17 protein-coding genes are annotated in these 23,811 nt (G+C 66.6%); 7 read left to right on the top strand and 10 right to left on the bottom strand.

Translation table 11 applies throughout. The features are described from left to right. Positions 1-868, top strand: an 868-nt coding sequence (locus QO207_RS28860) for a YCF48-related protein (protein WP_301535675.1), incomplete at its 5' end; no start/stop codon positions are given. Positions 869-927: 59 nt separating this feature from the next. Beyond that, on the top strand, positions 928-3,363 hold the full coding sequence (locus QO207_RS28855) for an RND family transporter (protein WP_301535674.1): 2,436 nt from the start codon (positions 928-930) through the stop codon (positions 3,361-3,363). Positions 3,364-3,530: 167 nt separating this feature from the next. Here QO207_RS28855 and QO207_RS28850 read toward each other — a convergent pair whose 3' ends face one another. Continuing rightward, positions 3,531-4,865 carry an APC family permease gene (locus QO207_RS28850; RefSeq protein ID WP_301535673.1) on the bottom strand — a complete coding sequence of 445 codons (1,335 nt, stop codon included), beginning with the start codon at positions 4,863-4,865 and terminating at the stop codon, positions 3,531-3,533. 86 nt (positions 4,866-4,951) lie between these two features. Continuing rightward, positions 4,952-6,589 carry an amidohydrolase gene (locus QO207_RS28845; RefSeq protein WP_301535672.1) on the bottom strand — a complete coding sequence of 546 codons (1,638 nt, stop codon included), beginning with the start codon at positions 6,587-6,589 and terminating at the stop codon, positions 4,952-4,954. Between the two features lie 382 nt (positions 6,590-6,971). On the opposite strand from QO207_RS28845, the gene QO207_RS28840 reads away from it, so the two are divergent. Further along, a complete protein-coding gene (locus QO207_RS28840) occupies positions 6,972-7,880 on the top strand; it encodes a LysR family transcriptional regulator (protein WP_301535671.1) in 909 nt (302 codons plus the stop codon). 784 nt (positions 7,881-8,664) lie between these two features. On the opposite strand, the gene QO207_RS28835 is transcribed toward QO207_RS28840, so the two are convergent. Continuing rightward, on the bottom strand, positions 8,665-9,579 hold the full coding sequence (locus tag QO207_RS28835) for a LysR family transcriptional regulator (RefSeq protein ID WP_301535670.1): 915 nt from the start codon (positions 9,577-9,579) through the stop codon (positions 8,665-8,667). A 119-nt stretch (positions 9,580-9,698) separates the two neighbouring features. On the opposite strand from QO207_RS28835, the gene QO207_RS28830 reads away from it, so the two are divergent. The 3 genes from QO207_RS28830 to QO207_RS28820 all read left to right on the top strand — a co-directional run bounded on the left by QO207_RS28830 (position 9,699) and on the right by QO207_RS28820 (position 14,295). Beyond that, positions 9,699-11,435 (top strand): amidohydrolase, encoded by a 1,737-nt coding sequence (locus QO207_RS28830; RefSeq protein WP_301535669.1) that lies wholly within the window; start codon positions 9,699-9,701, stop codon positions 11,433-11,435. 59 nt (positions 11,436-11,494) lie between these two features. After that, positions 11,495-12,574, top strand: a complete 1,080-nt coding sequence (locus QO207_RS28825) for a C45 family peptidase (protein WP_301535668.1) — start codon at positions 11,495-11,497, stop codon at positions 12,572-12,574. A 383-nt stretch (positions 12,575-12,957) separates the two neighbouring features. Next, positions 12,958-14,295, top strand: a complete 1,338-nt coding sequence (locus tag QO207_RS28820; protein WP_301535667.1) for an MFS transporter — start codon at positions 12,958-12,960, stop codon at positions 14,293-14,295. On the opposite strand, the gene QO207_RS28815 is transcribed toward QO207_RS28820, so the two are convergent. The 7 genes from QO207_RS28815 to QO207_RS28785 form a co-directional block, all read right to left on the bottom strand. Beyond that, positions 14,288-15,172, bottom strand: a complete 885-nt coding sequence (locus tag QO207_RS28815; protein ID WP_301535666.1) for a DMT family transporter — start codon at positions 15,170-15,172, stop codon at positions 14,288-14,290. The genes QO207_RS28820 and QO207_RS28815 overlap by 8 nt on opposite strands. 259 nt (positions 15,173-15,431) lie before the next feature. Continuing rightward, complete coding sequence (locus QO207_RS28810; protein ID WP_301535665.1) at positions 15,432-17,867, bottom strand: TonB-dependent receptor; 2,436 nt, start codon at positions 17,865-17,867, stop codon at positions 15,432-15,434. Positions 17,868-17,946: 79 nt separating this feature from the next. Continuing rightward, a complete protein-coding gene (locus QO207_RS28805; RefSeq protein ID WP_301535664.1) occupies positions 17,947-18,915 on the bottom strand; it encodes a FecR family protein in 969 nt (322 codons plus the stop codon). Between the two features lie 3 nt (positions 18,916-18,918). Then, complete coding sequence (locus tag QO207_RS28800) at positions 18,919-19,437, bottom strand: sigma-70 family RNA polymerase sigma factor (RefSeq protein WP_301535663.1); 519 nt, start codon at positions 19,435-19,437, stop codon at positions 18,919-18,921. Positions 19,438-19,547: 110 nt separating this feature from the next. Further along, complete coding sequence (locus tag QO207_RS28795) at positions 19,548-20,090, bottom strand: GNAT family N-acetyltransferase (protein ID WP_301535662.1); 543 nt, start codon at positions 20,088-20,090, stop codon at positions 19,548-19,550. Positions 20,091-20,183: 93 nt separating this feature from the next. Further along, complete coding sequence (locus tag QO207_RS28790) at positions 20,184-21,470, bottom strand: glycosyltransferase (RefSeq protein ID WP_301535661.1); 1,287 nt, start codon at positions 21,468-21,470, stop codon at positions 20,184-20,186. Between the two features lie 86 nt (positions 21,471-21,556). Beyond that, a complete protein-coding gene (locus QO207_RS28785) occupies positions 21,557-22,489 on the bottom strand; it encodes a GntR family transcriptional regulator (RefSeq protein ID WP_301535660.1) in 933 nt (310 codons plus the stop codon). Positions 22,490-22,687: 198 nt separating this feature from the next. Here QO207_RS28785 and QO207_RS28780 point away from each other — a divergent pair, with 198 nt between their 5' ends. Further along, positions 22,688-23,737 (top strand): spermidine/putrescine ABC transporter substrate-binding protein, encoded by a 1,050-nt coding sequence (locus tag QO207_RS28780; protein ID WP_301535659.1) that lies wholly within the window; start codon positions 22,688-22,690, stop codon positions 23,735-23,737. Positions 23,738-23,811: the final 74 nt, after the last annotated feature.

The raw sequence follows: 23,811 nt of genomic DNA, 5'->3' as shown, positions 1-23,811 counted from the left end.
GATTCTCTACTCCGACGACGGCGGCACCAGTTGGGTGCAAGCCGAAGTGCCGGTCAGCTCCGACCTCACCGCCGTGCGCTTCCCCACGCCGCGGGAGGGCTGGGCGGTGGGCCACGACGGCGTGGTCCTGCACAGCGCCGATGGCGGCCAGCACTGGCAGCGCCAGCTCGACGGCCGGCAGATCGGCCAGCTGATGCTCGACTACTACGCCGCCCACCCGCAGCCGGACAACGCCACCTGGCTGGACCAGGCGCGCCGTTACCAGGAGGAGGGCGCCGACAAACCCTTCCTCGACCTGTGGTTCCGCGACACCAACGAAGGCTTCGTGGTCGGCGCCTTCAACCTGATCCTGCACACCCGCGACGGCGGTCGCAGCTGGGAGCCCTGGAACCACCGCATCGACAACCCGCAGGCGCTGCACCTGACTGCCATGGCGGCAAGCGGCGATGACCTGTTCATCGTCGGCGAGCAGGGCCTGCTGCTGCGCCTGGACCATCAGGCCGAGCGCTTCGTCGCTCTGCAATCGCCCTACGCCGGCAGCTTCTTCGGCGTCATCGCGCGGCCCGGCCTGGTGTTCGCCTACGGCCTGCGCGGCCATGCGATCCGCAGCCTCGACGGCGGCGCAAGCTGGACCGCCGTGGACACCGGCCTGCCGGTGAGCCTGACCGCCGCCAGCTTCGACGCCGACGGGCGGCTGTACCTGTTCAGCCAGGCCGGCCAGGGCCTGGTCAGCGACGACAGCGGCGCCAGCTTCAAGATCCTGGACCTGGCCGAGCGCCTGCCCGTCAGTGGCGCCGTGGCCGGCCCCGGCCGCCTGCTGCTGGTCGGCACCCGCGGCGTACGCGAGAACGCGATGCCGGTGCGCTGAGCGCGCCGGTGTTCCGCCCGTTCAAGAACCATAAGAACAAGAGATAGAGAGACAGCCTCATGGTCGACCTGAAGCACGGCGAAATGCCTGTAGTCCGCGAACTGCGGGACTTTGACACCCACAGCGGCAACCTGCTGGAGCGCCTGGTGTTCAACCACCGCGCGCTGTTCATCGCCCTGATCGCGCTGGTCACTGTGCTGCTGGGCTACATGGCCGTGACCCGTCTGGAGATGCGCCCGGCCTTCGAGAAGATGATCCCGCACAGTGATCCCTACATCCGCAACTACCTGGACAATCGCGCCGTATTGCGCGGCCTGGGCAACTCGGTGCGGGTGGTGGTGGAGAACCCCAGCGGCGACATCTTCGACCCGGCCTACATCGACAGCCTGCGGCAGATCAGCGACCAGCTGTTCCTCAGCCATGGTGTCGACCGTGCCTGGATGAAATCGCTGTGGTCGCCGGCAGTGCGCTGGACCGAGGTCACCGAGGAAGGCTTCCAGGGCGGCCCGGTGATGCCCGACGGCTACGACGGCAAGCCCGAATCCATCGGCCAGCTGCGCCAGAACATCGCCCGTGCCGGCATCGTCGGCAGCCTGGTGGGCAACGACTTCCGCTCCAGCATGCTGGTGGTGCCGCTGCTCGACCGCGACTCGGCCACCGGCAAGGGCATCGACTACCGCGAATTCTCCCGCGCCCTCGACGACCTGCGCCTGAAGTACGAATACCTCGGCGACACCCGCGCCTTCGCCGCCGGCGAGGAGGGCAAGGGCCCGGTACGCCTGCACGTGATCGGCTTCGCCAAGCTGGTGGGCGACCTCATCGACGGCCTGCTGCGGGTGATGCTGTTCTTCGGCCTGGCGGTGGTCACCGCCTTCGTCATCATCTTCTTCTACACCCGCTGCCTGCGCAGCAGCCTGCTGGTGATCGGCTGCTCGCTGCTGGCGGTGGTCTGGCAGCTCGGCCTGGTGGCCTGGCTGGGCTACGCGCTGGACCCGTATTCGATCCTGGTGCCGTTCCTGATCTTCGCCATCGGCGTGTCCCACGCCACCCAGAAGATGAACGGCATCATGCAGGACATCGGCCGTGGCACCCACAAGCAGGTCGCCGCGCGCAACACCTTCCGCCGCCTGTTCCTCGCCGGTGTCACCGCGCTGCTGTCCGACGCCGTGGGCTTCGCCGTGCTGATGCTGATCGACATCCCGGTGATCCAGGACCTGGCCATCGCCGCCAGCATCGGCGTGGCGGTGCTGATCTTCACCTCGCTGCTGATGATGCCGGTGGCGCTGTCCTACGTCGGTGTCAGCCCGAAGGCCGCCGCCCGTGCCCTGCGCGAAGAGCGCCAGGTGGACCAGCATGCCGGCCTGGGCAAGCTGTGGGACCTGCTGGACCGCTTCACCCAGCGCCGCTGGGCCAGCGCTGCGCTGATCGTCGCCGCGCTGCTGGGCGCCGGCGGCCTGCTGGTCAGCCAGCACCTGCAGATCGGCGACCTCGACGCCGGCGCCCCGGAGCTGCGCGCCGACTCGCGCTACAACCGCGACAACGCCTACATCACCAGCCACTACGCGCTCTCCAGCGACCTCTTCGCGGTGATGGTGAAGACCGCGCCGGAAGGTTGCCTGAACTACCGCACGCTGATCCTCGCCGACCGCCTGGGCTGGGCGCTGCAACAGCACGAGGGCGTGCAGGCCACCACTTCGCTGGTCAACGCGGTACGCCAGATCACCGCGGGCACCTACGAGGGCAACCCCAAGTTCGCCAGCCTGCAGCGCAACCAGGACGTGCTCAACTACGCGGCCCAGCAGGCCTCGGTGAACACGCCCGAGCTGTTCAACACCGAATGCTCGCTGATGCCGGTGATCGCCTTCCTCAAGGACCACAAGGCGCAGACCCTCGACGAAGTGGCCGGCATCGCCGAGAACTTCGCCCGCGCCAACAGCACGCCGGACCGCCAGTTCCTGCTGGCCGCCGGAAGCGCCGGGATCGAGGCCGCGACCAACCGCGTGGTGCGCGAGGCCAACCACCGCATGCTGTTCTACGTCTACGCGGCGGTGGGCATCTTCTGCCTGATCACCTTCCGCAGCTGGCGCGCGACCTTGGTGGCGCTGCTGCCGCTGGTGCTCACCTCGATCCTCTGCGAGGCGCTGATGGTGCTGATGGGCATCGGCGTCAAGGTCGCCACGCTGCCGGTGATCGCGCTAGGGGTGGGGATCGGGGTGGATTACGCTTTGTACCTGCTCAGCGTGCAGCTGCAGATGCAGCGCGCGGGTCTGCCGCTGTCGGTGGCCTACAAACAGGCCGTGGCCTTCACCGGCAAGGTGGTCGCGCTGGTCGGCGTGACCCTGGCGGCGGGCGTCATCACCTGGGCCTGGTCACCGATCAAGTTCCAGGCGGACATGGGCATCCTGCTGACCTTCATGTTCCTGTGGAACATGCTCGGCGCGCTGGTGCTGATTCCGGCGCTGTCGCACTTCCTGCTGGGCGGAAAGAAGCTCTGAGCCTGCCCTGAACGCTCTTCCAGGGGCGCTCAGGGGCAGACTTCGCGGGAGCGGGCCATGGCCGCGATAGCGCCCATGGGGCGCTTATACAGGTCAGCTCCGTCGCGCAGGAGCGGACCTTTTCCGCGAGTCCCTCGGCAGACTGCCGCGCGCACTCTGCAAAAGCCTCAAACGCTCAATGCCACCCGCCCTTTGCCACGCAGGTAGAGGCCATAAACCACCCCGATCACCAACCAGACGCTCCCCATGGTCAGCGCATGGATATCCATGCCGCAGAGCACCGTCACCACCACGGCGATACCGACGATGGGCACCAGCCAGTGGGCGAACCAGCGGCGGCTGCGGCCCTGGATGCCGAGCCGGATCAGTACCGACAGGTGCAGCAGGACGAAGGCGGTCAGGGCGCCGAAGTTGACGAAGGAGGCGAGGGTGTCGATGCGTTCGCGCATCACCAGGGCGATGCCCAGCGACAGCAGCGTCGACAGCACCAGCGCCACGTGCGGCGTGCCGTGGCGGCGGTGCAGGCGGGCGAAGAGGGCTGGTAGCTGGCGGTCGCGGCTCATGGCGAACAGCACGCGGGAGACGCCGACCTGCATCGGCAGGGCGTTGGTCAGGCCGACCATCATCGCGATCACCCAGGCCAGCAGCAGAGCGACCCAGGGGCCGATCTGCGCGGTGGTCAGCTCGTAGATGGCCGCCGAGGCGTCCTTGATGATCACGCCGGGCATCAGGTTGCCGAGCACCCAGGTGGTCACCACGAACAGCGTCGCGCAGATGAACAGCACCAGCAGGATGGCGCGGCCGACCAGCCGGCGGTCGTTGTCCTTCACTTCCTCGGCGAGGGTGGAGATGGCGTCGAAGCCGAGGAACGACAGCACGCAGATGGATGTCGCGGTGAACACCTTGCCGGCATCGAAGGCGCTGCCGTCGAAGAATGGCGCGGCGGTCAGCGCACCGGCGCCCTTGCCCTGGGCGATGGCGAACAGCGCCAGCCCGAGCAGGCCGAACATCACGCTGAACTGCAGCACCACCGAGACCATGCTGATGCGCGTGGTGACGGCGACGCCGAACCAGTTGATGCCCAGCGAGATGGCCACCAGCAGCACCAGGCAGAAGGCGCGGTCGAGGCCGGGCATGAGGATCTGCAGGCCCACCGACATGATCAGGAACACCAGCGCCGGGATCAGCAGGTAGTCCAGCAGGATCAGCCAGCCGGCGACGAAGCCCGGCACTTCGCCCAGGCAGTGGCGGGCGAAGCCGTAGACCGAGCCGGCGCTCTGCACCTGCGCCGACAGCGTGGCGTAGCTCTGCGCGGTGAAGTACATGCAGATCGCGCCCAGCAGGTAGGCCAGCGCGACCAGCCCGCCGGAGGCGTCCCAGACGAATCCGAAGGTGGTGAGCGGCGCCATCGGCGCGATGTAGGCCATGCCGTAGGCCACCAGGTCTTTCAGGCCGAGGGTGCGCTTGAGTTGCGCGCCGTCGTGGGGTACTGCAACGCCCATGATCAGGCTCCATTGTTCTTGTTGTTGGCGAATGTGAAGGAGGATTTGCCGGGTGGCGCCCCCTGTGGTGGAGGGGCGCCCGGTGGTCAGCCGGCGAAGGAGGCGTCGCGGTGCACTTCGCGGCCTTCGAGCAGGGTCAGCAGGACCTGGGTCTGGCCGATCTCGTAGGGCGAGATGGCGTAGAGGTCGCGGTCCAGCAGGATCAGGTCGGCGTACTTGCCCGGCTCCAGGCTGCCGGTGCAGTCGTCGCGCCACGCAGCGTGGGCGGCGTTGAGGGTGTAGCCGCGAATCGCCTCGTCGATGCCGATGCGGTGCTGGGCGGTCTGTACCGGGCTGTCGCTGCCCAGCGCCGGGTTCTGCCGGGTGAGGGCACACTGGATGATCTGGAACGGGTCGAAGCCGGTCACGCCCCAGTCGCTGCTGAGCATGCAGGTCACGCCCTGGCGCACGAACTCGCCGAGCGGGTAGATGTACTGGCTGCGCTCGGGGCCGATCATCGCCTCGACTATGGCATCGGCCTCGGGGTTGGGCTGCGCCCACAGCGTCTGGTAGTTGGCCAGCGCGCCGAGCTGGTTGAAGCGCGGGATATCCGCCGGGTCGACCACCTGCAGGTGCGCCAGCTGGTGGCGCGAATCCCACTGGCCGTTGCGCTCGCGGGCGACCTCCAGGCCGTTCAGCGCCGCGCGCACGGCGCCGTCGCCGATGCTGTGCACGTGAATCTGGAAGCCCTCGCGGTCGAAGGCGCTGAAGTACTCGTCGATCTGTTCCTGGCTGAACATCAGCTCGGCGTTGCCGCCGGTATCGCTGCGCGGGGCGGCGAGCACCGCCGTGCCGTTCTCCAGCACGCCATCGAGGAAGAACTTGGCCGAATGCAGGCGCACCCGGTCGCCCTGGTAGATGGTGCGCAGGTCCTTGAGTTCGGCCATCTGCTCGGCCAGCGACTTGTGCGCGAAGATCTTCGAGGTGGCGCAGACGCGCAGGGTCAGGTCGCCACGATCGTGGGAGGCCTGGTAGTTCTTCAGGTAGTTGCGCGCGGCCATGGCGTCGAGCACACCGGTGATGCCGCGCGCGTTGAAGGCCTTGCTGTAGTGCGCCATGGCCTGCAGGTAGTCGTCGTCGGTGTAGCCGGGGGCGATGCGATTCATCGCCCAGATGGCGTCTTCCACCAGCCAGCCTTTCGGCGTGCCGTCGGCCAGGCGCAGGTATTCGCCGTTGTCCGGCTCGGCGCTGCCCGGGCGCACGCCGGCCAGTTCGAAGGCGGCGCTGTTGGCCCAGCCGTTGTGGTAATCGCTGGCGAACATCAGCGCCGGGCGGCCGTCGGTGACGCTGTCGAGCAGCTCCTTGGTGAGTTGTTCGGGCGTGAAGCGTGCGGAGGAGAAACCGACGCCGCGAATCCAGGGTTTTTCCGGGTGCGCCTGGGCGAAGGCGCGGATGGTTTCCAGCAGTTCGTCGAGGTTGCTGGCCTCGTACAGCGAAGCGTTGTGGTAGAGGTCGGCGGCGCTGAGCTGGAAGTGCACGTGGGTATCCTGCAGGCCCGGCAGCATCAAGCGGCCGCCGGCGTCGATGCGGCGGCTGGTGCTGTCTGCCAGCGCCTCGATCTCGGCGTTGCTGCCGACGGCGAGGATGCGCCCGCCGCGGATGGCGATGGCTTCGGCGCGCGGGTGGCGCTGATCCTGTGTGCGGATGTCGGCGTGGGTGATGATCAGCTCGGCGGTGGTGGACATGGTGACTCCAGGCAAGGCGGAAGGGTTCGAGAAGGTCAGGGCCTGTCGGGATCGAACGGGGCGTCATCGCGGAGGCAGCGTAATGCCCGGAAGACGGTCGTTCGTCCACGCTCGAATAGGCGCTGGGGAGGGAGCGGGGCGGACTTGCCAAACCCGTCACCGAACGGGGTGCGCGTGCGCGGCGGGATGAGCGCGGGTGGGCAGGCAAGACGGCTTATTTTCATTTCTGAGTTCAAAATGCGCGGTGAGCGAGAAGGGCGTCTTTCAGGGGTGAAAGTGCCTTTCCCTTGATTCTTGTTGGCGTTGCGCAGAGGCTAAGGGGCTTCCTGACGCCGAGTAAGCGGCGCCCTGGAATAACACTTGGGAAAAGTCGGACTCAATCGTGGACAAGCTCAATAGCCTGCAGCTCTTCGTCATCAGCGCCGAACTCGGCAGCTTCAGCCGTGCCGCCGAGGAACTGGGCAAGACGCCTTCCGCGGTGGCCAAGTCGGTCGGCCAGCTGGAGCAGGAGGTCGGCGCCCGGCTGTTCGAGCGCACCACCCGCAGCATGGCGCTGACCGAGGCCGGCCAGCTCTACCTGGATACCGCGCGGGAAGTGCTGGAACGCATGCGCGAGTCGGAGGAGGAAATCGCCCAGCTGCACCACAGCCTCAAGGGACGGCTGCGGATCAACGGGCCGCTGGCGTTTGGTCGGCCCTTCCTCAATGGCGCCTGCGCGAGCTTCATGCAGAAGCACCCGGACATGACCCTGCAGGTGGACCTGACCGATGCCTACATCGACATGCTCGACGGCCGCTACGACCTCGCCCTGCGCCTGGGCCATAGCGACCTGCCAGGACTGATCGCCCAGCCGGTGGGCGAGAGTCGCATCGTGTTCTGCGCCAGTCCCGATTACCTTGAGCGCTGCGGCGCGCCGGAGCGGCCGGAGCAACTGGTGGAGCACGAATGCCTGGTCTATCGCCACCCGGCGCTGGGCGAGAGCTGGCTGATCGAGCGGGCCGGCGAGCGGGTGTTGCTACCGCGTAGCGGGCGGCTGAACAGCGACAACCAGGAGCTGTTGCTGGAGGCTTGCCTGGCGGGGCAGGGGGTGTTGCCGTGTCCGGTCTGGAGTGTGCTGCCGTACCTGCGGGATGGGCGCTTGCGGACGATCCTCGATGATTGCCTTTTCGACCCGAAGGCACTGGGGTCGGAGCTGCTGGCGGTGTATCCGAGCACGCGACGGGCGACGCGGAAGATCATTGCGTTCATCGAGCATTTGCGGGGGTATCTGCGGGAGCAGAGGTTGGTGTGAGGGTGGGAGCTGGGCGGGTTCGCGAGCAAGCTCGCTCCTACAGTCCACCCTGGCGCCGCGGTGTTTTTCGTAGGAGCGAGCTTGCTCGCGAACCGCATGGCACAGGGCCGCGTGCTGCGACTACTGATTCGTAGGGCGGATAACGCACCAGCGTTATCCGCCGGCCTGTCGAAATTGTGGAGTCACCCTGTAGGAGCGGGCCATGCCCGCGATATTCTTGCTTGTGGTTGGGAGTTTCAGCGTCGCTTCGGCGTGCGCGCGGGCTTCAGGTTTCGCCCCCTCGGGCGAGTTACTTTTCCAAACGACGGAAGGCCGCCCCCCAAAAAGTAACCAAAAGGCTTGCCCCGGACATCCGGTTTTTCGCTTAGGCGAAAAATACCCTCGTCGAAGCGAAGTTTCAGGGGCACGAACTAGGCGTCCCCCGACGAAGGGCCATCCCTGGCCCATCGACGCTCTCGCGACATCCATGTCGCTCAACCCCTGAAACTCCGCTTCAACGAGGCCTCCTGAACGGGGCATTCGGAGTGCGCGGATGTTTCGCTGGAAGGCTTTCGAACCAAAGCCAGAGCCAGTTCGATGCGTACGCTCTTGTAGGAGCGGAGCTTCTCCGCGATTCGCCGACAGGCGATGGTTGGCGGAATATCCTTGTGACTTCGAAGTCCGCCGCGAAGGATTTCGCGGACAAGGTCCGCTCCTACAGGTGAAGCTCGGAGCCCCCTGTAGGAGCGAGCTTGCTCGCGAACCGCCCGGCACGGCATCCACCGGTGTAGCCCCGTTGCCCGCCTCAGACCAATCCCTTCCCCTGCAGATGCTCGCGCAGGTACTCGATGAACACCCGCACCTTGCGTGTGCTGCGCCGGTGCGGCAGGTAGAGCACATGCACCCAGGGCCCGAAGGCGCTCTGGTCGCGCCAGCAGTCGGGTAATTGCTCTACCAGTTGGCCGCTTTCCAGGTAGGGCAGTGCGCTCCACTGCGGGAGGAACTGCAGGCCCTGGCCATCGAGCAGGCAGGAGAGCAGGAAGTCGTAGTTGTCGCTGGCCACCCGCGGCACCGGCTGGCGGATGCGCAGGCGTTCACCGTCCTTCTGCACCCACCAGAAGTTCCGGTTCAGCAGTGGGTGGCGGAAGATCAGCCAGTCGTGCTGCTCGTAGTTTTCCAGCGTCACCTCCAGGTTCTTCTCGGCGAGGTAGCGAGGGCTGGCGCAGAGCATCAGGCGGTTTTCCAGCAGCGGCTGGGCGATGACGTCCGGCAGGTCGATGGGGCCGTCGCGCAGGGCGATGTCGTAGCCGCCTTCGACGAGGTCGACGAACTCGTCCAGCAGGTCCACCTCCAGGCGTACCTGCGGGTGTTCACGGAGGAAACGGCAGCACACCGCATTGAAGAAGGCCGGGGCGAAGGAGGGCGGCGAGACGATGCGCAGGCTGCCGCGCAACTCGGTCTGCAACTGCTCGACTTCCTCGCTGGCCCGTTGCAGCTGCATCAGCGCCGAGCGCGCGCCTTCCAGGTAGATGTGCCCGGCCTCAGTCAGCGCCATGCGTCGTGTGGTGCGCTCGAACAGGCGCTGGCCCAGGTCGGCCTCCAGTTGTGCCACGCCCTTGGTGATCGCCGACGGCGTCTTGCCCAGCTGTTCGGCGGCGCGGCTGAAGCCGCCGTGGTCGGCGGTGGCGACGAACATGGTGAGGGCGGTCATCTTGTCCATGGTTGGCTTCCTGGTATTGCTTCCTGACAGGAACAGAAGTTGTGCGGGAAGTCAGTGTTAAAGCCGCCGGGGCTTTTGCTTAACCTTCGTCACAGATCAACAATAACGAAGGCTCTGCGATGAAACTACTGATTCCGGCGCTGGTGTCAGCGGCTTGCGCTTTTTCCTCGGTGGAAACTATGGCCGCCGCCGACCTCATCTTCCACGGCGGCAAGGTCTACACCGCCGAACCCGGCCAGGCGCTGCAGCAGGCAGTGGCGGTGGAGAACGGCCGCATCCTCGCGATCGGCTCCGATGCGCAGATTCTCAAGCTCCAGCAACCGGCGACCAAGGTCATCGACCTGCACGGCCAGGTGCTGATGCCCGGCTTCATCGACTCCCACACCCATCTGGTCAAGGGCGGCCTGCAGATGCTCCAGGCCAACCTGGACAACCAGGACATTCCCCTCGCCGATTTCGAGGGCAAGCTGCGCCAGTGGCGTGACGACGGCCGCGCGCGCCGTGGCCAGTTCCTCTATGTCGGTGGCGTGCCGACGGCTTACTGGGACGAGCTCGGCAAATTGCAGCAACGCTTCAACCAGGGCGAATGGGCGAAGCAGCCGATCCTCCTGGCGGGCGGCGACTACCACACTGGCTGGGCCAACCAGGCGCTACTCGACCTCGCTGGCATCGATGCCGCCAAGGTCAAGTCGCTGCAGGGCGAGGAGCAGGCCACCATTGGCCACGGCGCCGACGGCAAGCCCAACGGCTTCCTGGTGGATGCCGGCCTCTATCCGGTGCAGGCCATGCTGCCGCTGGCGAGCAATGACGAGCTGCTCAAGGCGCTGAAGGGCGCGCAGAGCTACTACCACGAGCTGGGCATCACCGCCTGGATGGAACCCCTGGCCAATGAGAACCCCGGCGGCGACATCCACAACGATTCCGTCGGCGTGCTGCCGGTCTACAAGATGCTGGCGCAGCAGGGCGGCCTCACCGCGCACGTCGCCGCCCTGCTGATGGCCGACTCCAAGGCGACCCCGGCCGACCTCGACGAGCTGGACAAGGTGCGCCAGCAGTTCATCGGCGTGGAGAACCTGACCCTACCGGGCATCAAGATCTTCGCCGACGGTGTGGCCGAGATGCCGGCGCAAAGTGCGGCGATGCTGGAGCCCTACAGCAACTCGAAGAAGTACGGTGAACTGCTGATCGACCCGAAGCATTTCGGCGAGCTGGTCAGCGCCGCCGACGCCCGCGGCTGGCTGGTGCACATCCACGCCATCGGCGACCGTGCGGTGCGCGAATCGCTCAACGGCATCGAGCAGGCACGCAAGGCTCGCCACAGCGGCATCCCGCACTCGATCACCCACCTGCAGATGGTCAACCCCAAGGACTTCCCGCGTTTCAAGGCGCTCGACGTGATCGCCGCCATGCAGCTGTACTGGGCCGCCGCCGACGAGAACAGCGTCGACCTGGTCAAGCCCTACGTCAGCGCCATGGCCTTCCTGCACATGTATCCGGCGCGCTCGCTGCTGAAGAACGGAGCGACCATTTCCGGCGCCAGCGACTGGCCGATCACCACGCCCGATCCGTGGAAGGCCATCTACCAGGCGATCCAGCGCGTCGGTCCGAAAGGCGTGCTCAACGCCGCCGAGGACATCGACCGGCAGACCATGTTCCAGGCCTACACCCTCAACGCAGCGCGCGTGCTGCGCCTGGAAGACCGCATCGGTTCGCTCAAGCCGGGCAAGCAGGCCGACCTGATCCTGCTCGATCGCGACGTATTCACCATCAAGCCGGAAGCGCTGCGCGATACTCGGGTGCTCAAGACCTGGTTCGCCGGCCGCGAAGTCTATAGTCGTCCCGACGACAAACTCTGACCCAACCGGAGCGCCTCGACGCTCCGGCCTCGTTGAAAAGCAATTGCAGGAGCCTTGCCGTGATTCTTCATACCTTCACCACCGACATCCGCGACCCGCTGCAGCGTGGCCGGCAGATCGGCGAAACCTTCGCCGGGCAGATCCGCCAGACCGTGGCGCTGTACCTGGACTTCTTCCCGCGCGTCGGCGTGGAGCTGGACAAGGCCCGTGCCATCGGTGAAGCCAGCCTCGCAGCGCTGGCCGACTGGTGCCCGGCCCTGGCCAGGGAAGTCGAAGGCCTGGCCCTGGGCGTCGGCCTGCCGCTGTGGCAGCTGGCGGCGCTGAATGCGCGTACCGAAATTCTCGCGGTGATGCCGGAGCAGCCGGTGGAGGGCGAGTGTTCCACCTCGGTCTATGCTCCGGCCGGCGCGGCCGCCCCGTGCAGCCTGCAGACCTGGGACTGGCACGACAGCCTGGTGCCCCACGGCCTGCTGCTGGGCTTCACCGGCAGCAGCGGCCTGACTGCCAAGCTGTTCACCGAGTTCGGCATGCTCGGCAAGATCGGCGTGAACAGCGCCGGGCTGGGTGTGCACTTCAACATCCTGCACCACGCCAGTGACGACGGCAGCGCCGGTGTGCCGGTACACGCCATCGCCCGCCGGGTGCTGGAAGAAGCCACCAGCGTCACCGAGGCCATCGCCATGGCACGTTCGGCGCGGGTCAGTGCGTCCACCGTGCTGACCGTGTTCACCCGCAGCGACGTGCGTGCCCGTGCCGCCAGCATCGAGATGAGTCCGGCGCACACCGCCGTGGTGGTTCCGCGCGAGGATGGCTGGCTGCTGCACACCAACCACTTCCTCGACGGCGAGCTGAGCTGGGGCGAGCGCACGGCGGATGTGTCCACCACCTATGCGCGCCTGGATCACCTCAAGGCCGCCACCGCCGGCATGACCGGCAAGGCCCTGCGCGAACGCGCCGACGCCTTCTGCGGCGCCGACGGCGACCAGGCGGTGGTGTGCTTCCACCCGGATATGTCCGAGCCGGATACAGAGCGCTGGGAAACCCTGCTGAGCATCGGCCTGGATACCGCTGGCTGCGCTCTCGAATACGTCGCCGGAACTCCGAAGAAGCTGGCGGATGAGGGGTTCCTGCGGTTCTGAGGACTCCGTTTCAGCCGGCTGGACCCTCTCCCTAACCCTCTCCCTGAAGGGAGAGGGGACTGTCCGGCATCAGGCGGAACACCCAGCTAGCCGTTGGCACCGTCGACTCCCTCGCCCTTCAGGGAGAGGGGACTGTCCGGCATCAGGCGGAGCTCCCAGCTAACCGGTGGCACCGTCGACTCCCTCTCCCTTCAGGGAGAGGGCTGGGGAGAGGGGCGCCAGTGCACCGATAGTCTAGGTTCCAGGGCCCTAGAGCTACCGGCGGATAACCCGTTCCGGGTTATGCGCCCTACGTAACACCGCTTACAAAACCAACGCCCTCGTGGCGGCCCGCCGGCCGCCGCGCGGGTTTCGTGTTGCCACAAGAACAAGAGTGAACCGCCATGATCGATCACACGCCCGCCGCCCCCGGCTCGCGCTCGGCCTTTCGCACCTTCTGCGTCTCCGGCATGGGCACCGCGCTGGAGTTCTACGATTTCGTCATCTACGGCTACGCCGCCGCGCTGATCTTCCCGCAGCTGTTCTTCCCCGGCATGGACCGCCTGACCGCCGTGCTGGTGGCCTTCGCGGCGTTCGGTGCCGGCTTCTTCGCCCGTCCGCTGGGCGGCGTGGTTTTCGGCCACCTGGGTGACCGCTACGGCCGGCAGAAGGCGCTGGTCGCTACCCTCGTGCTGATGGGCCTGAGCACCCTGCTGATCGGCTTCCTGCCGACCCACGCCAGCATCGGCGCGGCCGCGCCCGTCCTGCTGGTGATGCTGCGCCTGGTGCAGGGCTTCGCTGCCGGTGGCGAGTGGGGCGGGGCGGCGCTGTTTGGCATCGAGGTTGCGCCCAAGGGGCGTCGTGGCCTGTGGGGCAGTTTCACCAGCATGGGCATCGGTATCGGCGGCATCTTCGGCTCAGCGGTGTTCGCCATCGTCAGCTTCGCCTTCGACGACGATCTCAGCGGCATCGCCTGGCGCATCCCGTTCTGGCTCGGCGGCCTGCTGGTGCTGATCGGCCTCTATGCGCGCCTGCAGAACACCACGCCGCCGCCCAAGGCCGCACCAAAAGCCGAGGCGCGCATGCCGCTGATGGAAGCCTTCCGCCGTCGCCCACGCGAGCTGCTGCTGTGCATCGGCATCGCCTTTGGCTACGTCACCATTGCCTATATCGGCAGCACCTTCTTCCTCGCCTACGCGACCGACATCGGCTACAGCAGCAGCCACGCCTTGCTGTTCGATTTCTCGCTGTCGGTGGCCATCGTCGCCTCCGCGCCGTTCTTCGGGCACCTGTCGGATCGCTTTGGCCGTCGCGCGGTGATGATCTTCGGGGCGGCAATCATGGCGCTCGGGCTGTTCGCCTTCTTCCCGCTGATCGGCCTGCACAACCTGCCGCTGGCGCTGCTGGCCTATGTCGCCGTGGGCTTCTTCATGGGCGCGACCCAGGGTCCGATTCCGGCATTCTTGGCCGAGCAGTTCCCGCGGGAAATGCGCTACTCGGGGATTTCCTTCAGCTACCAGATCGGCGCAGCGCTGGGCGGCGGCACGGCGTCGAGCATCGCCACTGCCATCCTCATCGCCACCGGGCGTAACCCGTTCGGCGTGGCGCTCTACGGCGCGGCGGCACTGTTGCTGGTGGCGCTGTGTTCCTGGCGGCTGCGGGAAACCGCGCGTCTGCCGATGGAGGTGATCGACCGCGACGACGCTGCAGCGGAAGCGGTATCGGTGCAGGCGCTCAACTGACCGCGCGTGATTTGGTGCCCGGCACGAGGCCGAGCACCAGGGCGCAGCCGACCAGGATAATCAGCGCGCCCACGCCCTGCATCAGCGAAAGGGCTTCGCCCAGCACCAGCGCGCCGACCAGCACGGCGACCACGGTGACGACGAATTCCACACTGATGGTTTTCGTGGCGCCGATGCGTGCGACGAGCTGGAAGTACACGACGTAGTTCACCGCGCTGAGTACGCAGCCGCAGAGCAGCAGGAAGAGGAAATCGACTGGCTGCGGCGTGCCGGGCACGGGCACCCAGATCAGCAGCGGCAGCGTCAGCAGCCCGCCGATCAGGAAGGCACCGCAGGTCACTTCCCAGGGCCCGGCGGTGCGCAACTTCAGGCTGGCATAGTTGCTGCCGAAAGCCGCGCAGATGGCGCCGAACACCGAGGCGGCGCTGCCGAGGATGAATTCGTGGGTGATCGGCACCGCCGGGAAGCCCACCAGCAGGACCATGCCGCAGAAGCCCAGCACCAGCCCGCCGAGGCCGCTCCAGGTGATGCGCTCCAGGCCCCAGAGGCGGCCGATGAGCATGGAGAACAGCGGAATGCCGGCGACGAAGATCGCCGCCATGGCGGTGCCGATGCGCGGGGTGGCGTAGGTCATGCCGATCAGCTGGCCGGCCACGGTGGTGGCGCCGACCACGCACAATGGCTTCCACAAACCGTCGAAATTCAGCCGGCGCCCGGACAGCTTGGCCACCGCGAACAGGGTGAAGCTGGCGATCAGCGCGCGGAAGCTGACCGCACCGACCCAGCCGAACCCGGCGATAGCCTTGAGCAGCACGAGAAAGGACAGCCCCCAGCCGATCGCGAGGAACAGGTAGGCGGCAAGGTCGCGCGGTTGCATACGACTCCGGTGACACAAGGCAGAAGAAGGCCGCCGAAATGCGGCGGCGAATGCGGCTATCTTGCCGGGCGCCGATGACGCTTGGGAAGGCGGCGCAGCGACGTTTTTCTATCTGCCCGCGCCTGCGCTCGTGGAGCGGGGCCAATCAGTGGAGCGGAGATCCTTTCACCGGGAGCGGGGCGTCCGCGAAGGAGCTGGAGGAGCGCGAGCCGATGCCCTGGCTGCGCCCCGTTCCTGCAGTTCTACCCAGCGCCCTCGATCAGTAGGTGCCGCGCAGGGTCAGCATCAGGTTGCGTGGCTCGCCGTAGAAGTTCGAGCCCCAGGCGCTGTCGACGCGCTCGTAGTACTTGCGGTCGAAGATGTTGTTGGCGGTCAGCGTCGAGCTCAGGTGCTCGTTGAACTTGTAGCCGAGCTGGGCGGTGGAGACAGCGTAGCCGGGCTGCACGAAGTCGGTATTGCTGCGGGTGTAGAGGGTTTCGCTGACCACGCGGGTGCCGCCGGCGACATGGAAGCCCTTCAGCGTGCCGTCGAGGAACTCGTACTTGGTCCACAGGTTGAAGTTGTGCTTCGGCGTGATGGTGCTGTAGGTGTCGCCCGAGCTCAGGCCGTTGTTCGGGTCGTCCTCCAGCAGGCGGGTCATGGTGAACGCGTAGCCGGTAACGATGCTCCAGTTGTCGGTCAGGTTGCCGCTCAGCTCGGTCTCCCAACCCTGGCTGCGCACCTTGCCCTGGGCCTCGTAGGCATTCACCGGGCTGCCGCTCCACTGCGCGCGGTTTTCGTCGTAGATGCGGAACAGCGCGATCGAGGCATTCAGGCGGCCGTCGAGCAGTTCCTGCTTGAGGCCCACTTCATACTGCTTGCCTTCGTGCGGGCCGATCATCTTCTGGCCGCTGCCGTCGGTTTCGCTCTGCGGCTTGAACACGCTGGTGTAGCTGGCATAGGCGGCCAGGCTCGGGTTCAGCTTGTAGATCACGGCGCCATAGGGGATGGCCTTGGCGTTGATCTGGCTGGAAGGGTTGCCGAAGTTGTCGAAGAAGGTATTGGCGTTCTTCGCGTCGGCGTCATACCAGCTCACCCGTGAACCGAGGATCAGGTCCAGGCGGTCGGTCACGCTCAGCTTGGTGCGGCCATAGAGGCCGTACTGGCGGCTCTTGGTGTAGTTGAAGTTGGTGTGCGGCATGTCCAGGCGCGGCAGGTCGTTGGCGCCGCCGATGCCGATGGGCACCTCGTCGGCGTAGCCGTCGTTGTCGAGGTCCACGGAGCCGTAGGTGAAGGCCTTGTCCAGGTGCTGGTATTCCGCGCCGAGGGTGAACTCGTGGGTGCGCCCGGCGAAGTCGAAGGGCGAGGTGACGAAGCTGTCCAGGCCCAGGGTCTTGATCCGCTCGTAGTAGGAGTAGCGCGCCGCATCGGCGGTCTGGGTATCGGGATTGACCACCCAGGTGGTCCAGCTGAACTCGCGCAGGGGCAGGCGGGCGTCGCGGTAGGTCAGCGAGGTCTTCCACTGGCCGCCGTTGTCGAGGCTGTGGTCGAGTTCGGAGAAGGCTTCCCAGGTTTCTTCCTTCATCCGGTTCCACTTGGCATCGACGTAGGTGGAGCGCGGCACGTCGAGCAAGGTGCCGTCGGCATAGGCCGGCAGGCCGAAGGCGGGAGTGGAGTTGTTCTTCTGGTAGGCGCCGCCCAGCGACAGGGTGGTGCTCGGGTCCAGGTCGAATTCCAGGCGGCCGTAGAACATCGGTCGCTCGTTCTGCACGTAGTCGACGAAGGACTGGTTGTTCTCGTAGGCCATCACCGAGCGACCGCGGATGGTCCCTTCGTCGTTCAGTGGCCCGGTGACGTCGACCATGCTGCGGTAGCGGTCCCAGGAACCAGCGGCCACCTCGCCACTCAGGCCGAAGGTGTCCAGGGCGCGCTTGCGCACCAGGTTGATGGTGCCGGCGGGCTCGCCGGAGCCGGCGTACAGGCCGCCCGGCCCGCGCAGGACCTCGACGCGGTCGTACATGGCCAGGTCGAAGCTGGTGGCCATGTCGCCCTGGCCGGTGATCTGCGATACCCCGTCGACCTGCACCTGGTCCACCAGGAAGCCGCGCATGTACACGTCGTTCAGGCTGGAGCCGGTGTTGTAGGTCTTGACCGTGGCGCCGGTGACCTGGCGCATCGCGTCCTGCAGGTTGTTCATGTTCTGGTCATCCAGGCGCTGGCGGGTAAGCACGGTGACCGATTGCGGGGTTTCCAGCAGGGAGTGCGCGCCTTTGCCGATGGTGACGGCCCCGCTGGCATAGGAATGGGTGCCTTCGGTGGTGGCGCCCAGGCGCTGGGCGCTGATGGTGGTGTCGCTGAGCTCCACGACGTTGCGTTTCACCAGCTGGTAGCCGTTCTCGCCCTGGGCAGCCTGGTAGCCGCTGCCGGCCAGCAGGCGGGAGAAGCCTTCATCGATCTCGAAGCTGCCCTGCAGGCCCGGCGAGGTCAGCCCCTTGAGGTCGGCCGTGCGGTAGACGATAGCGATGCCGGCCTGCTGGGCGAAGCGGTTGAGGCTTTCGCCCAGGTCCCCGGCCGGAATATTGAAGCTCGACGCCTGGGCGTGCGCCAGCGTCGGCAGCGCGGCAGCCGCGACGAGGGGCAGGGTCAGGCGTACGGCCAGTGCCAGGGGGATCAGCGAGCCGCCGCAGCGCGGCTGGTTGCGAGTGAAGAACGACATCGGGTGAAGCTCCATTTCTTGGGTTGGCGTCTTCCTTGACGGACCGCCCGAAAAAAGCGGAACCACTTTCACCTGATAATTATTCCTGATTAGGTTCCGCGCTGATCCGCACCAGCCACGGCGTGAACCGACGCACCTTGACCGGAAGAATTTCCTCGATCAGCGCCAGGGCGCGGGCGCTGTCGTCCAGCGGCAGGACGGCGGAAATCCGCAGGCGATTCAGGGCTGGATCGCCGTAACTCCAGTAGCCGCGCTGTTGCCGCGCGAGCTGGTCGAGGACCTCGCCCAGCGGGGCATCGCGCACCGCCAGCTGGTGCCGCTGCCAGGCCTGGTCGACGCTGGCCGGGTCGATCCTGCCGAGCGACTGGACATCGTCGCGGGTGATACGGACCTGCTCGCCGGCGGCAACCTCCTGGGTCCGCGAGCCGTCGGCGCTCTGCGCGGAAACCCGCGAGTGCAGCATGCTCAGCTGGGTATCCTGCGCTTCGAGGTTCACCACGAAGCGGGTGCCGAGGGCGCGCATGCTGCCGTCCGCGGTGGTGACCCGGAACGGTCGCTGCGGGTCGGGCGCAACATCCACCAGCACTTCGCCGCGCAGCAGTTCGACACTGCGCTGGCCATGGTCGTAATGCAGCTTCACCGCGCTATTGCCCGCCAGCAGGAGCACCGAATCATCGGCCAGCCGCTCCCGGCGCCACTCGCCCGGGGTGGTGTGGAGATCGGCTTGCAGGTCCTGGCGCCAGTCGCCATTGACTGCCAGAAGTGCCGACAGCCCGAGCGCGACAGCCCCCAGTCCGAGGAGTGCGCGCGGTACCCGGCGCTGCCTGCTGGCGAGGGTGCTGGCAATGGCCAGGCCGGCGGCCTGGCGTTCGTTGTGCAGGCCATGCAATTGGCCGATCAGCCCGCGCATCTGGTCCACTGCCAGGCGATGGCGCTCGTCGCTGGCGTACCAGCGCTCGAAGGCCTGGCGCTCGCTGGCGGAACAGTCGCTTTCGTCCAGCCGCAGGACCCAGTCAGCGGCCGTTTCCAGGATGCTTTCGTCCTTCATGGCTCAGACATCCAGCGCCTGGTTGCAGTGCACCAGCGCCTGCACCAGGTAGCGCCGCACCATGCGCTCGGAGATCGACAGCTGCACGGCGATTTCTGCCTGGGACAACTGGCTCAGGTAACGCAACAGGAAGACTTCGCGGGCCTTGGCGCCCAGGCCGTCAAGGGCGAAGCACAGGCGTTCGAGCAGTTCCAGGGTGGTATTCAGTCGTTCCGGAGAGGGCGCTCCGTCGCAGTGCTCGCTCTGCTGCGCCAGTTCCGCCAGGTAGGCCGCTTCCAGCCGCTTGCGCCTCGATTCGTCAATGATCAGCCGGCGCGCCGTGGTGCTCAGGAACGCGCGCGGCTGACGCAGGTCGGCCAGCCGCTCGGGCGAGCGCAGCAGGCGAATGAAGGTGTCGTGGGAGACGTCCGCCGCGTTGTGCGGGCAGCCCAGCACGCGGCGCAGCCAGGAAACCAGCCAGCCATGGTGATCGACGTAGAGCTCGTGCAGGGCGCGGCGCAGGGGATCGGCGGACTTGTCCATGGCGTACTGGCATGCAATTGATAATTATTGTCAATTGTATGGCCGCTGGCCGCTTCGCGTAAATCCCTGGCTATCGCCGCTGCTGCTCGCCTTGGGCTGGCAGGCGTTTTCTAGCGGGCTGAGACGCTGGCCCAGCGCTCGCGTGGCAGCTCGTAGCACAGCCATGGTGCGGGCGTGCCGGAGAGGTCCAGCTCGGCCTGGTAGGCCAGCGTCGCGCCCAGCTTTGCCGTGCCCTTCTGCGAGCGGATATTGCTCGGGGCAATGTGGAACCACACACGCTCGAAACGCCGGAAGGCGTGGTCGAGCATCAGCGTCTTCAGCTCGCGATTGGTGGCGCCGCCCCAGTAGCGGTGGTTGATGAAGGTGAAGCCGATGCCGATGTCGGCCGGTTGGTCCGGCACCGGGTAGTAGCGCGAGCAGCCGATGGCTTCGCCCGTCTGCCGGTCGAGGATCAGCAGGCAGCCGCCGGCCCGCACCAGGAACTGGAAGTAGGGCTCGAACACCTCGCGGCGATAGCGCTCGGTGGCCGGGTGGCCGGCCCAGGTTTCGGGGGCGTTGGCGGCTGCGTAGAGCGCGTCGAAATCATCGGCGCGCAGCGGGCGCAATTGCAGGGTGTCGCCGAGCAGGTTCGGTTGGTCATCGAAGGCGGTCATGCCGGGCTCCAGGGTGGCTGGAGCCCAGCTTACGGGTGGAATGGTCCGACGCCGAGTGCCAATCGCTGGTACTTCGACGGAGCCAATCTGCCCTCAGTCGGCGCAGATGCCGAGGATCGCCCGCGCCGCGGCTTCGGTGCCGCGCGATGCCTGCATCTGCTCGCGAACGGCGCTCAGGCGCTGCGCCATGGCCTTGTCCTCAAGCAGTTCGGTGAGGGCAGCGGGCAGCGCCGCCAGCGGGTTCTCGAAGCGCGGCAGATAGCGCGCCACGCCCACTTCGTCGGCGCGCCGGGCGTTGTCGTGGCCGTCCCAGCAGTAGGGAATGATCACCGACGGCAGGCCGAAATACAGCGCCTCGCAGAAGCTGTTGTTGCCGCCGTGGTGGATGAACAGCTGGCACTCGCGCAGCACTGCCGGCTGCGGGTACCAGCTGTCGAGGTAGACGTTGTCCGGCACCGTGTCGTAGTGCTCGCGGTAGGCGCCGACGTTGATCAGGAAGCGGTAGGGCAGCTGCGCTACCGCGTCGATCAGCCGGCGCATCATCGCCACGTCGGCGGCGCCGAGGCTGCCGAAGCTCACGTAGATCAGCGGAGCGTCGTCATGCCGGGGGAATTGCGGCGGGATGTATGGCGCCTCGCTGCGCACGCAGCCGTCGAGGTACAGGTAGCGCTCGGCTGGCAGCGGTTTGTCGCGTTCGTAGCGTACTGGCGTCGGCGACAGCAGCAGGTTGAGCCAGGGCGAATCTTCGAGAAACTGGCCGGCCGGCAGGGCGGAGTGGCCGCACTCGGCGAGGAAGCGGGCGAAGCGCTCGTGTGCCGGCCTGGTTGCTTGCAGGTAGTGCTCGCGGTAGCTCGTGCAGGCCTGCGCATCGCGGCTGCTGGCGCCAGACAGGTAGGGTGGCACGGCGGCGTCGGGCAGCTCGGTTTCCGCGCAGGAGACCATGCGCACCCAGGGGCAGCTGGCGGCGGCGATGGCCGGGAAGCTGACCACGTTGTCCAGCACGATGGCGTCGGGCTTGAGCCGGGCGAGCAACTGCTGCAGCGGCTTTTCCGACTCGATGGCGGTGTCGATGATGGCTTCCCAGGCCGGCGCCACATAGCTGTCGATCTGCGCCAGGGGCGGCTGATCGAAGTAGGGCACGTTGCGCTCGATGAAGCGCTCCCAGTAGTGCTGGTGGTCGGCGGCGGAGAGCGGCGAGTCCAGCTGCAGCGGGTACTCGGCGAAACCGTACTCGGCGAAGATGCCCTGGAAGTGCGCATGGCAGATGAACACCGGACGGGCGCCGAGTTCGCGCAGGGCCTGGGCGATACCGATGCAGTTCAGCGCGGCGCCGAAGCTGGCCTCGGGGAAGAAGGCGATGGTTCTTGTTCTTTGCGTCATGGGCACATCCGGGCGTTGCTCACGGGCACTGCGTGAAACTGATACTGCATTTTTTCGTTAAAAAAAACACCGTGAGAGAAAAATAATCAGCGACGGCCCACGGCGAACGACTGCGGAATCCCGCGGTTGGCGGTCTGCGGGCGCTGCGCGAAGGACAGCCGCAGGTGCAGGCGCATAAGGTCGGCGGCGACTTCCAGCTGGCCGCGTTCGATCTGCTCGATGATCCGCAGGTGCTCGCGCAGGGCTTCCTGCAGGCGGTGCACGCTGACCATCGGCAGCAGGTTGGGCAGGCGGCGCAGGCGCTGGTGCTGCAGCAGGGCGTCGCCGACGAAGCGGTTGCCGCAGCCCTGGGCGATCAGCTCATGGAAGCCGATGTCCAGCTCGCGGAACTGCGCCACGTCGAAGCGCTCGATGGGTGCGCCGAGCAAATCTTCCATGGCGCCGCGCAGCAGAGCGAGGCGTGCCAGGTCGGGGTCGAAGCCGGGCGCGAGCAGCGCTTCGGGCTCGAGGATCAGCCGGTAGCGCAGGCTGTCTTCCAGCGCCGCAAGATTGTTCAGCAGCGGACGGAACGACCAGCTCTGCCCGGCGCCACGCTCCAGCACCTGGTCTTCGCTGAGCTGCGCGAGCACCTTCTGCGCGGCGGCACGGCCGATGTCGTAGCGGCGCATCAGCTCGCTGGCGCTGAGGCTGTTGCCCAGCCGCCCGGCCATGCGGTCGCGCAGCACCGAGGCGGCCAGCGCCTGCTCTTCGGCCTGGGGCAGGGCCGGGCCGAGCACCTGGGCGGAAGGGTCGGCGGCGAGGCGATAGCCCTTGCCCGGCTCGTGGGCCACCAGTTGCTGTTCCAGCAGCAGGTCCAGCCCCGCGCGGATCAGCGTGCGCGATACGCCGAAGGTGCGCGCCAGCTGCTGCTCGGACAGCCCGTCGCCATCGCCCAGCCCCGTGTCCTGGGCGTGCTCGATGATCCGCCGGGCCAGTTCCAGGTGGTTGGTGCGCGGTCTTTTCTCGGTGTCCTTGCTCAAGCGGCTTCTCTCCAGCAGGCCTCGGCAGGCGGGTGGGCGCGGGGCGACCCCTTATGCCACAGCGTGGGTGGTCCAACAAGAATGCAAGAAATGGTTGACTTCGCCAGTGGTTCGGTTTTTATTTTGAAAAAAAGACATGTAGTACGCTTTTCGTTCCGCTGCCGTCGACACAACAACAACCATCGTCAGGTGCGCAAGATGAAGCTGAAGACCATGCTCTACGCAGGGGCAACCCTCGCGCTCACGCTGTCCGCCACCACGGCCAGTGCCAAGGATCTGGTGATCTCCATCTGGGACGGCTACATGGCCCCGGACAACCTGGAGAAGTTCCAGAAGGCCACCGGCCTCGAAGCCGACAAATCCCTCCACGCCACCAACGAAGAGATCATGGGCAAGCTCATGGCCTCCGGCGGCGAAGGCTATGACGTGGTGTTCGTGTCCTCGCCGTTTGCCGAGATCCTGCACAAGCAGGGCCTGCTCGCCGAGATCGATCCGGCCAAGGTGCCGAACCTGAAGAACCTTTACCCCGAAGCGCAGAAGCTCGAGTACGACGTCGGCAACCACTTCTCCGTGCCTTACACCTGGGGCACCACCGGCATCTGCTACCGCTCGGACAAGGTCAGCCCGGCGCCTTCCAGCTGGAGCGACCTGCTCAAGCCCTCCGATGCCCTCAAGGGCAAGACCACCATGCTCGCCACCGACCGCTGGCTGCTGGGCGCCGGCTTCCTCGCCAATGGCTGGTCGGTGAACGACGGCAACCCGGACCAGATCAACGCGGTGCGCGATCAGCTTATCGCCACCAAGAAGCGCCTGCTGTCCTTCGACGACACCACCTTCTACTCCAAGCTGGCCTCCGGCGAGGCGCTGATGGCCCACGCCTGGGATGGCTGGTGCAACTACGGCACCCAGGCCAACGAGTCGATCAAGTTCGTCGTGCCCAAGGAAGGTTCCGACCTCTGGGTCGACACCATGGTGGTGCTGAAAAGCTCGAAGCATCCCGACGCCGCCTACCGCTTCATCAACTACATGCTGGAGCCGGAAAACCACGCCTGGGTCGCCGAGAACATCCTCTACAAGGTGCCCAACCAGGCGGCGATGGCGACGCTCAAGCCGGACCTGCTGGCCAAGTACCCGAACCTCACCACCACGCCGGCCGAGCTGGTCAAGCAGCAGCAGTTGCGTGATGTCGGCGGTTCGACGCAGAAGGCCTATACCCGCGCAGTAACGGAAATCATGGCGGCGCAGTAAGGCCACTCGCAGTAGGACCGAAGGGGCGCCGCGCCGGCGCCCCGCAACCCTCTCCGGAATAACCCTGAAGCACC

The organism is Pseudomonas sp. CAN1 (assembly GCF_030462585.1).
Lineage (GTDB): Bacteria > Pseudomonadota > Gammaproteobacteria > Pseudomonadales > Pseudomonadaceae > Pseudomonas.
The sequence above is the reverse complement of the archived record's forward strand: the minus strand, read 5'-3'. Positions and strand labels throughout refer to the sequence as shown.

Bases quoted from the DNA above. Each gene is read 5' to 3' on its own strand.
- QO207_RS28855 (WP_301535674.1), top strand. From the start codon at position 928: ATGGTCGACCTGAAGCACGGCGAAATGCCTGTAGTCCGCGAACTGCGG.
- QO207_RS28850 (WP_301535673.1), bottom strand. From the start codon at position 4,865: ATGGGCGTTGCAGTACCCCACGACGGCGCGCAACTCAAGCGCACCCTC.
- QO207_RS28845 (WP_301535672.1), bottom strand. From the start codon at position 6,589: ATGTCCACCACCGCCGAGCTGATCATCACCCACGCCGACATCCGCACA.
- QO207_RS28835 (WP_301535670.1), bottom strand. From the start codon at position 9,579: ATGGACAAGATGACCGCCCTCACCATGTTCGTCGCCACCGCCGACCAC.
- QO207_RS28830 (WP_301535669.1), top strand. From the start codon at position 9,699: ATGAAACTACTGATTCCGGCGCTGGTGTCAGCGGCTTGCGCTTTTTCC.
- QO207_RS28820 (WP_301535667.1), top strand. From the start codon at position 12,958: ATGATCGATCACACGCCCGCCGCCCCCGGCTCGCGCTCGGCCTTTCGC.
- QO207_RS28815 (WP_301535666.1), bottom strand. From the start codon at position 15,172: ATGCAACCGCGCGACCTTGCCGCCTACCTGTTCCTCGCGATCGGCTGG.
- QO207_RS28810 (WP_301535665.1), bottom strand. From the start codon at position 17,867: ATGTCGTTCTTCACTCGCAACCAGCCGCGCTGCGGCGGCTCGCTGATC.
- QO207_RS28805 (WP_301535664.1), bottom strand. From the start codon at position 18,915: ATGAAGGACGAAAGCATCCTGGAAACGGCCGCTGACTGGGTCCTGCGG.
- QO207_RS28800 (WP_301535663.1), bottom strand. From the start codon at position 19,437: ATGGACAAGTCCGCCGATCCCCTGCGCCGCGCCCTGCACGAGCTCTAC.
- QO207_RS28795 (WP_301535662.1), bottom strand. From the start codon at position 20,090: ATGACCGCCTTCGATGACCAACCGAACCTGCTCGGCGACACCCTGCAA.
- QO207_RS28790 (WP_301535661.1), bottom strand. From the start codon at position 21,470: ATGACGCAAAGAACAAGAACCATCGCCTTCTTCCCCGAGGCCAGCTTC.
- QO207_RS28780 (WP_301535659.1), top strand. From the start codon at position 22,688: ATGAAGCTGAAGACCATGCTCTACGCAGGGGCAACCCTCGCGCTCACG.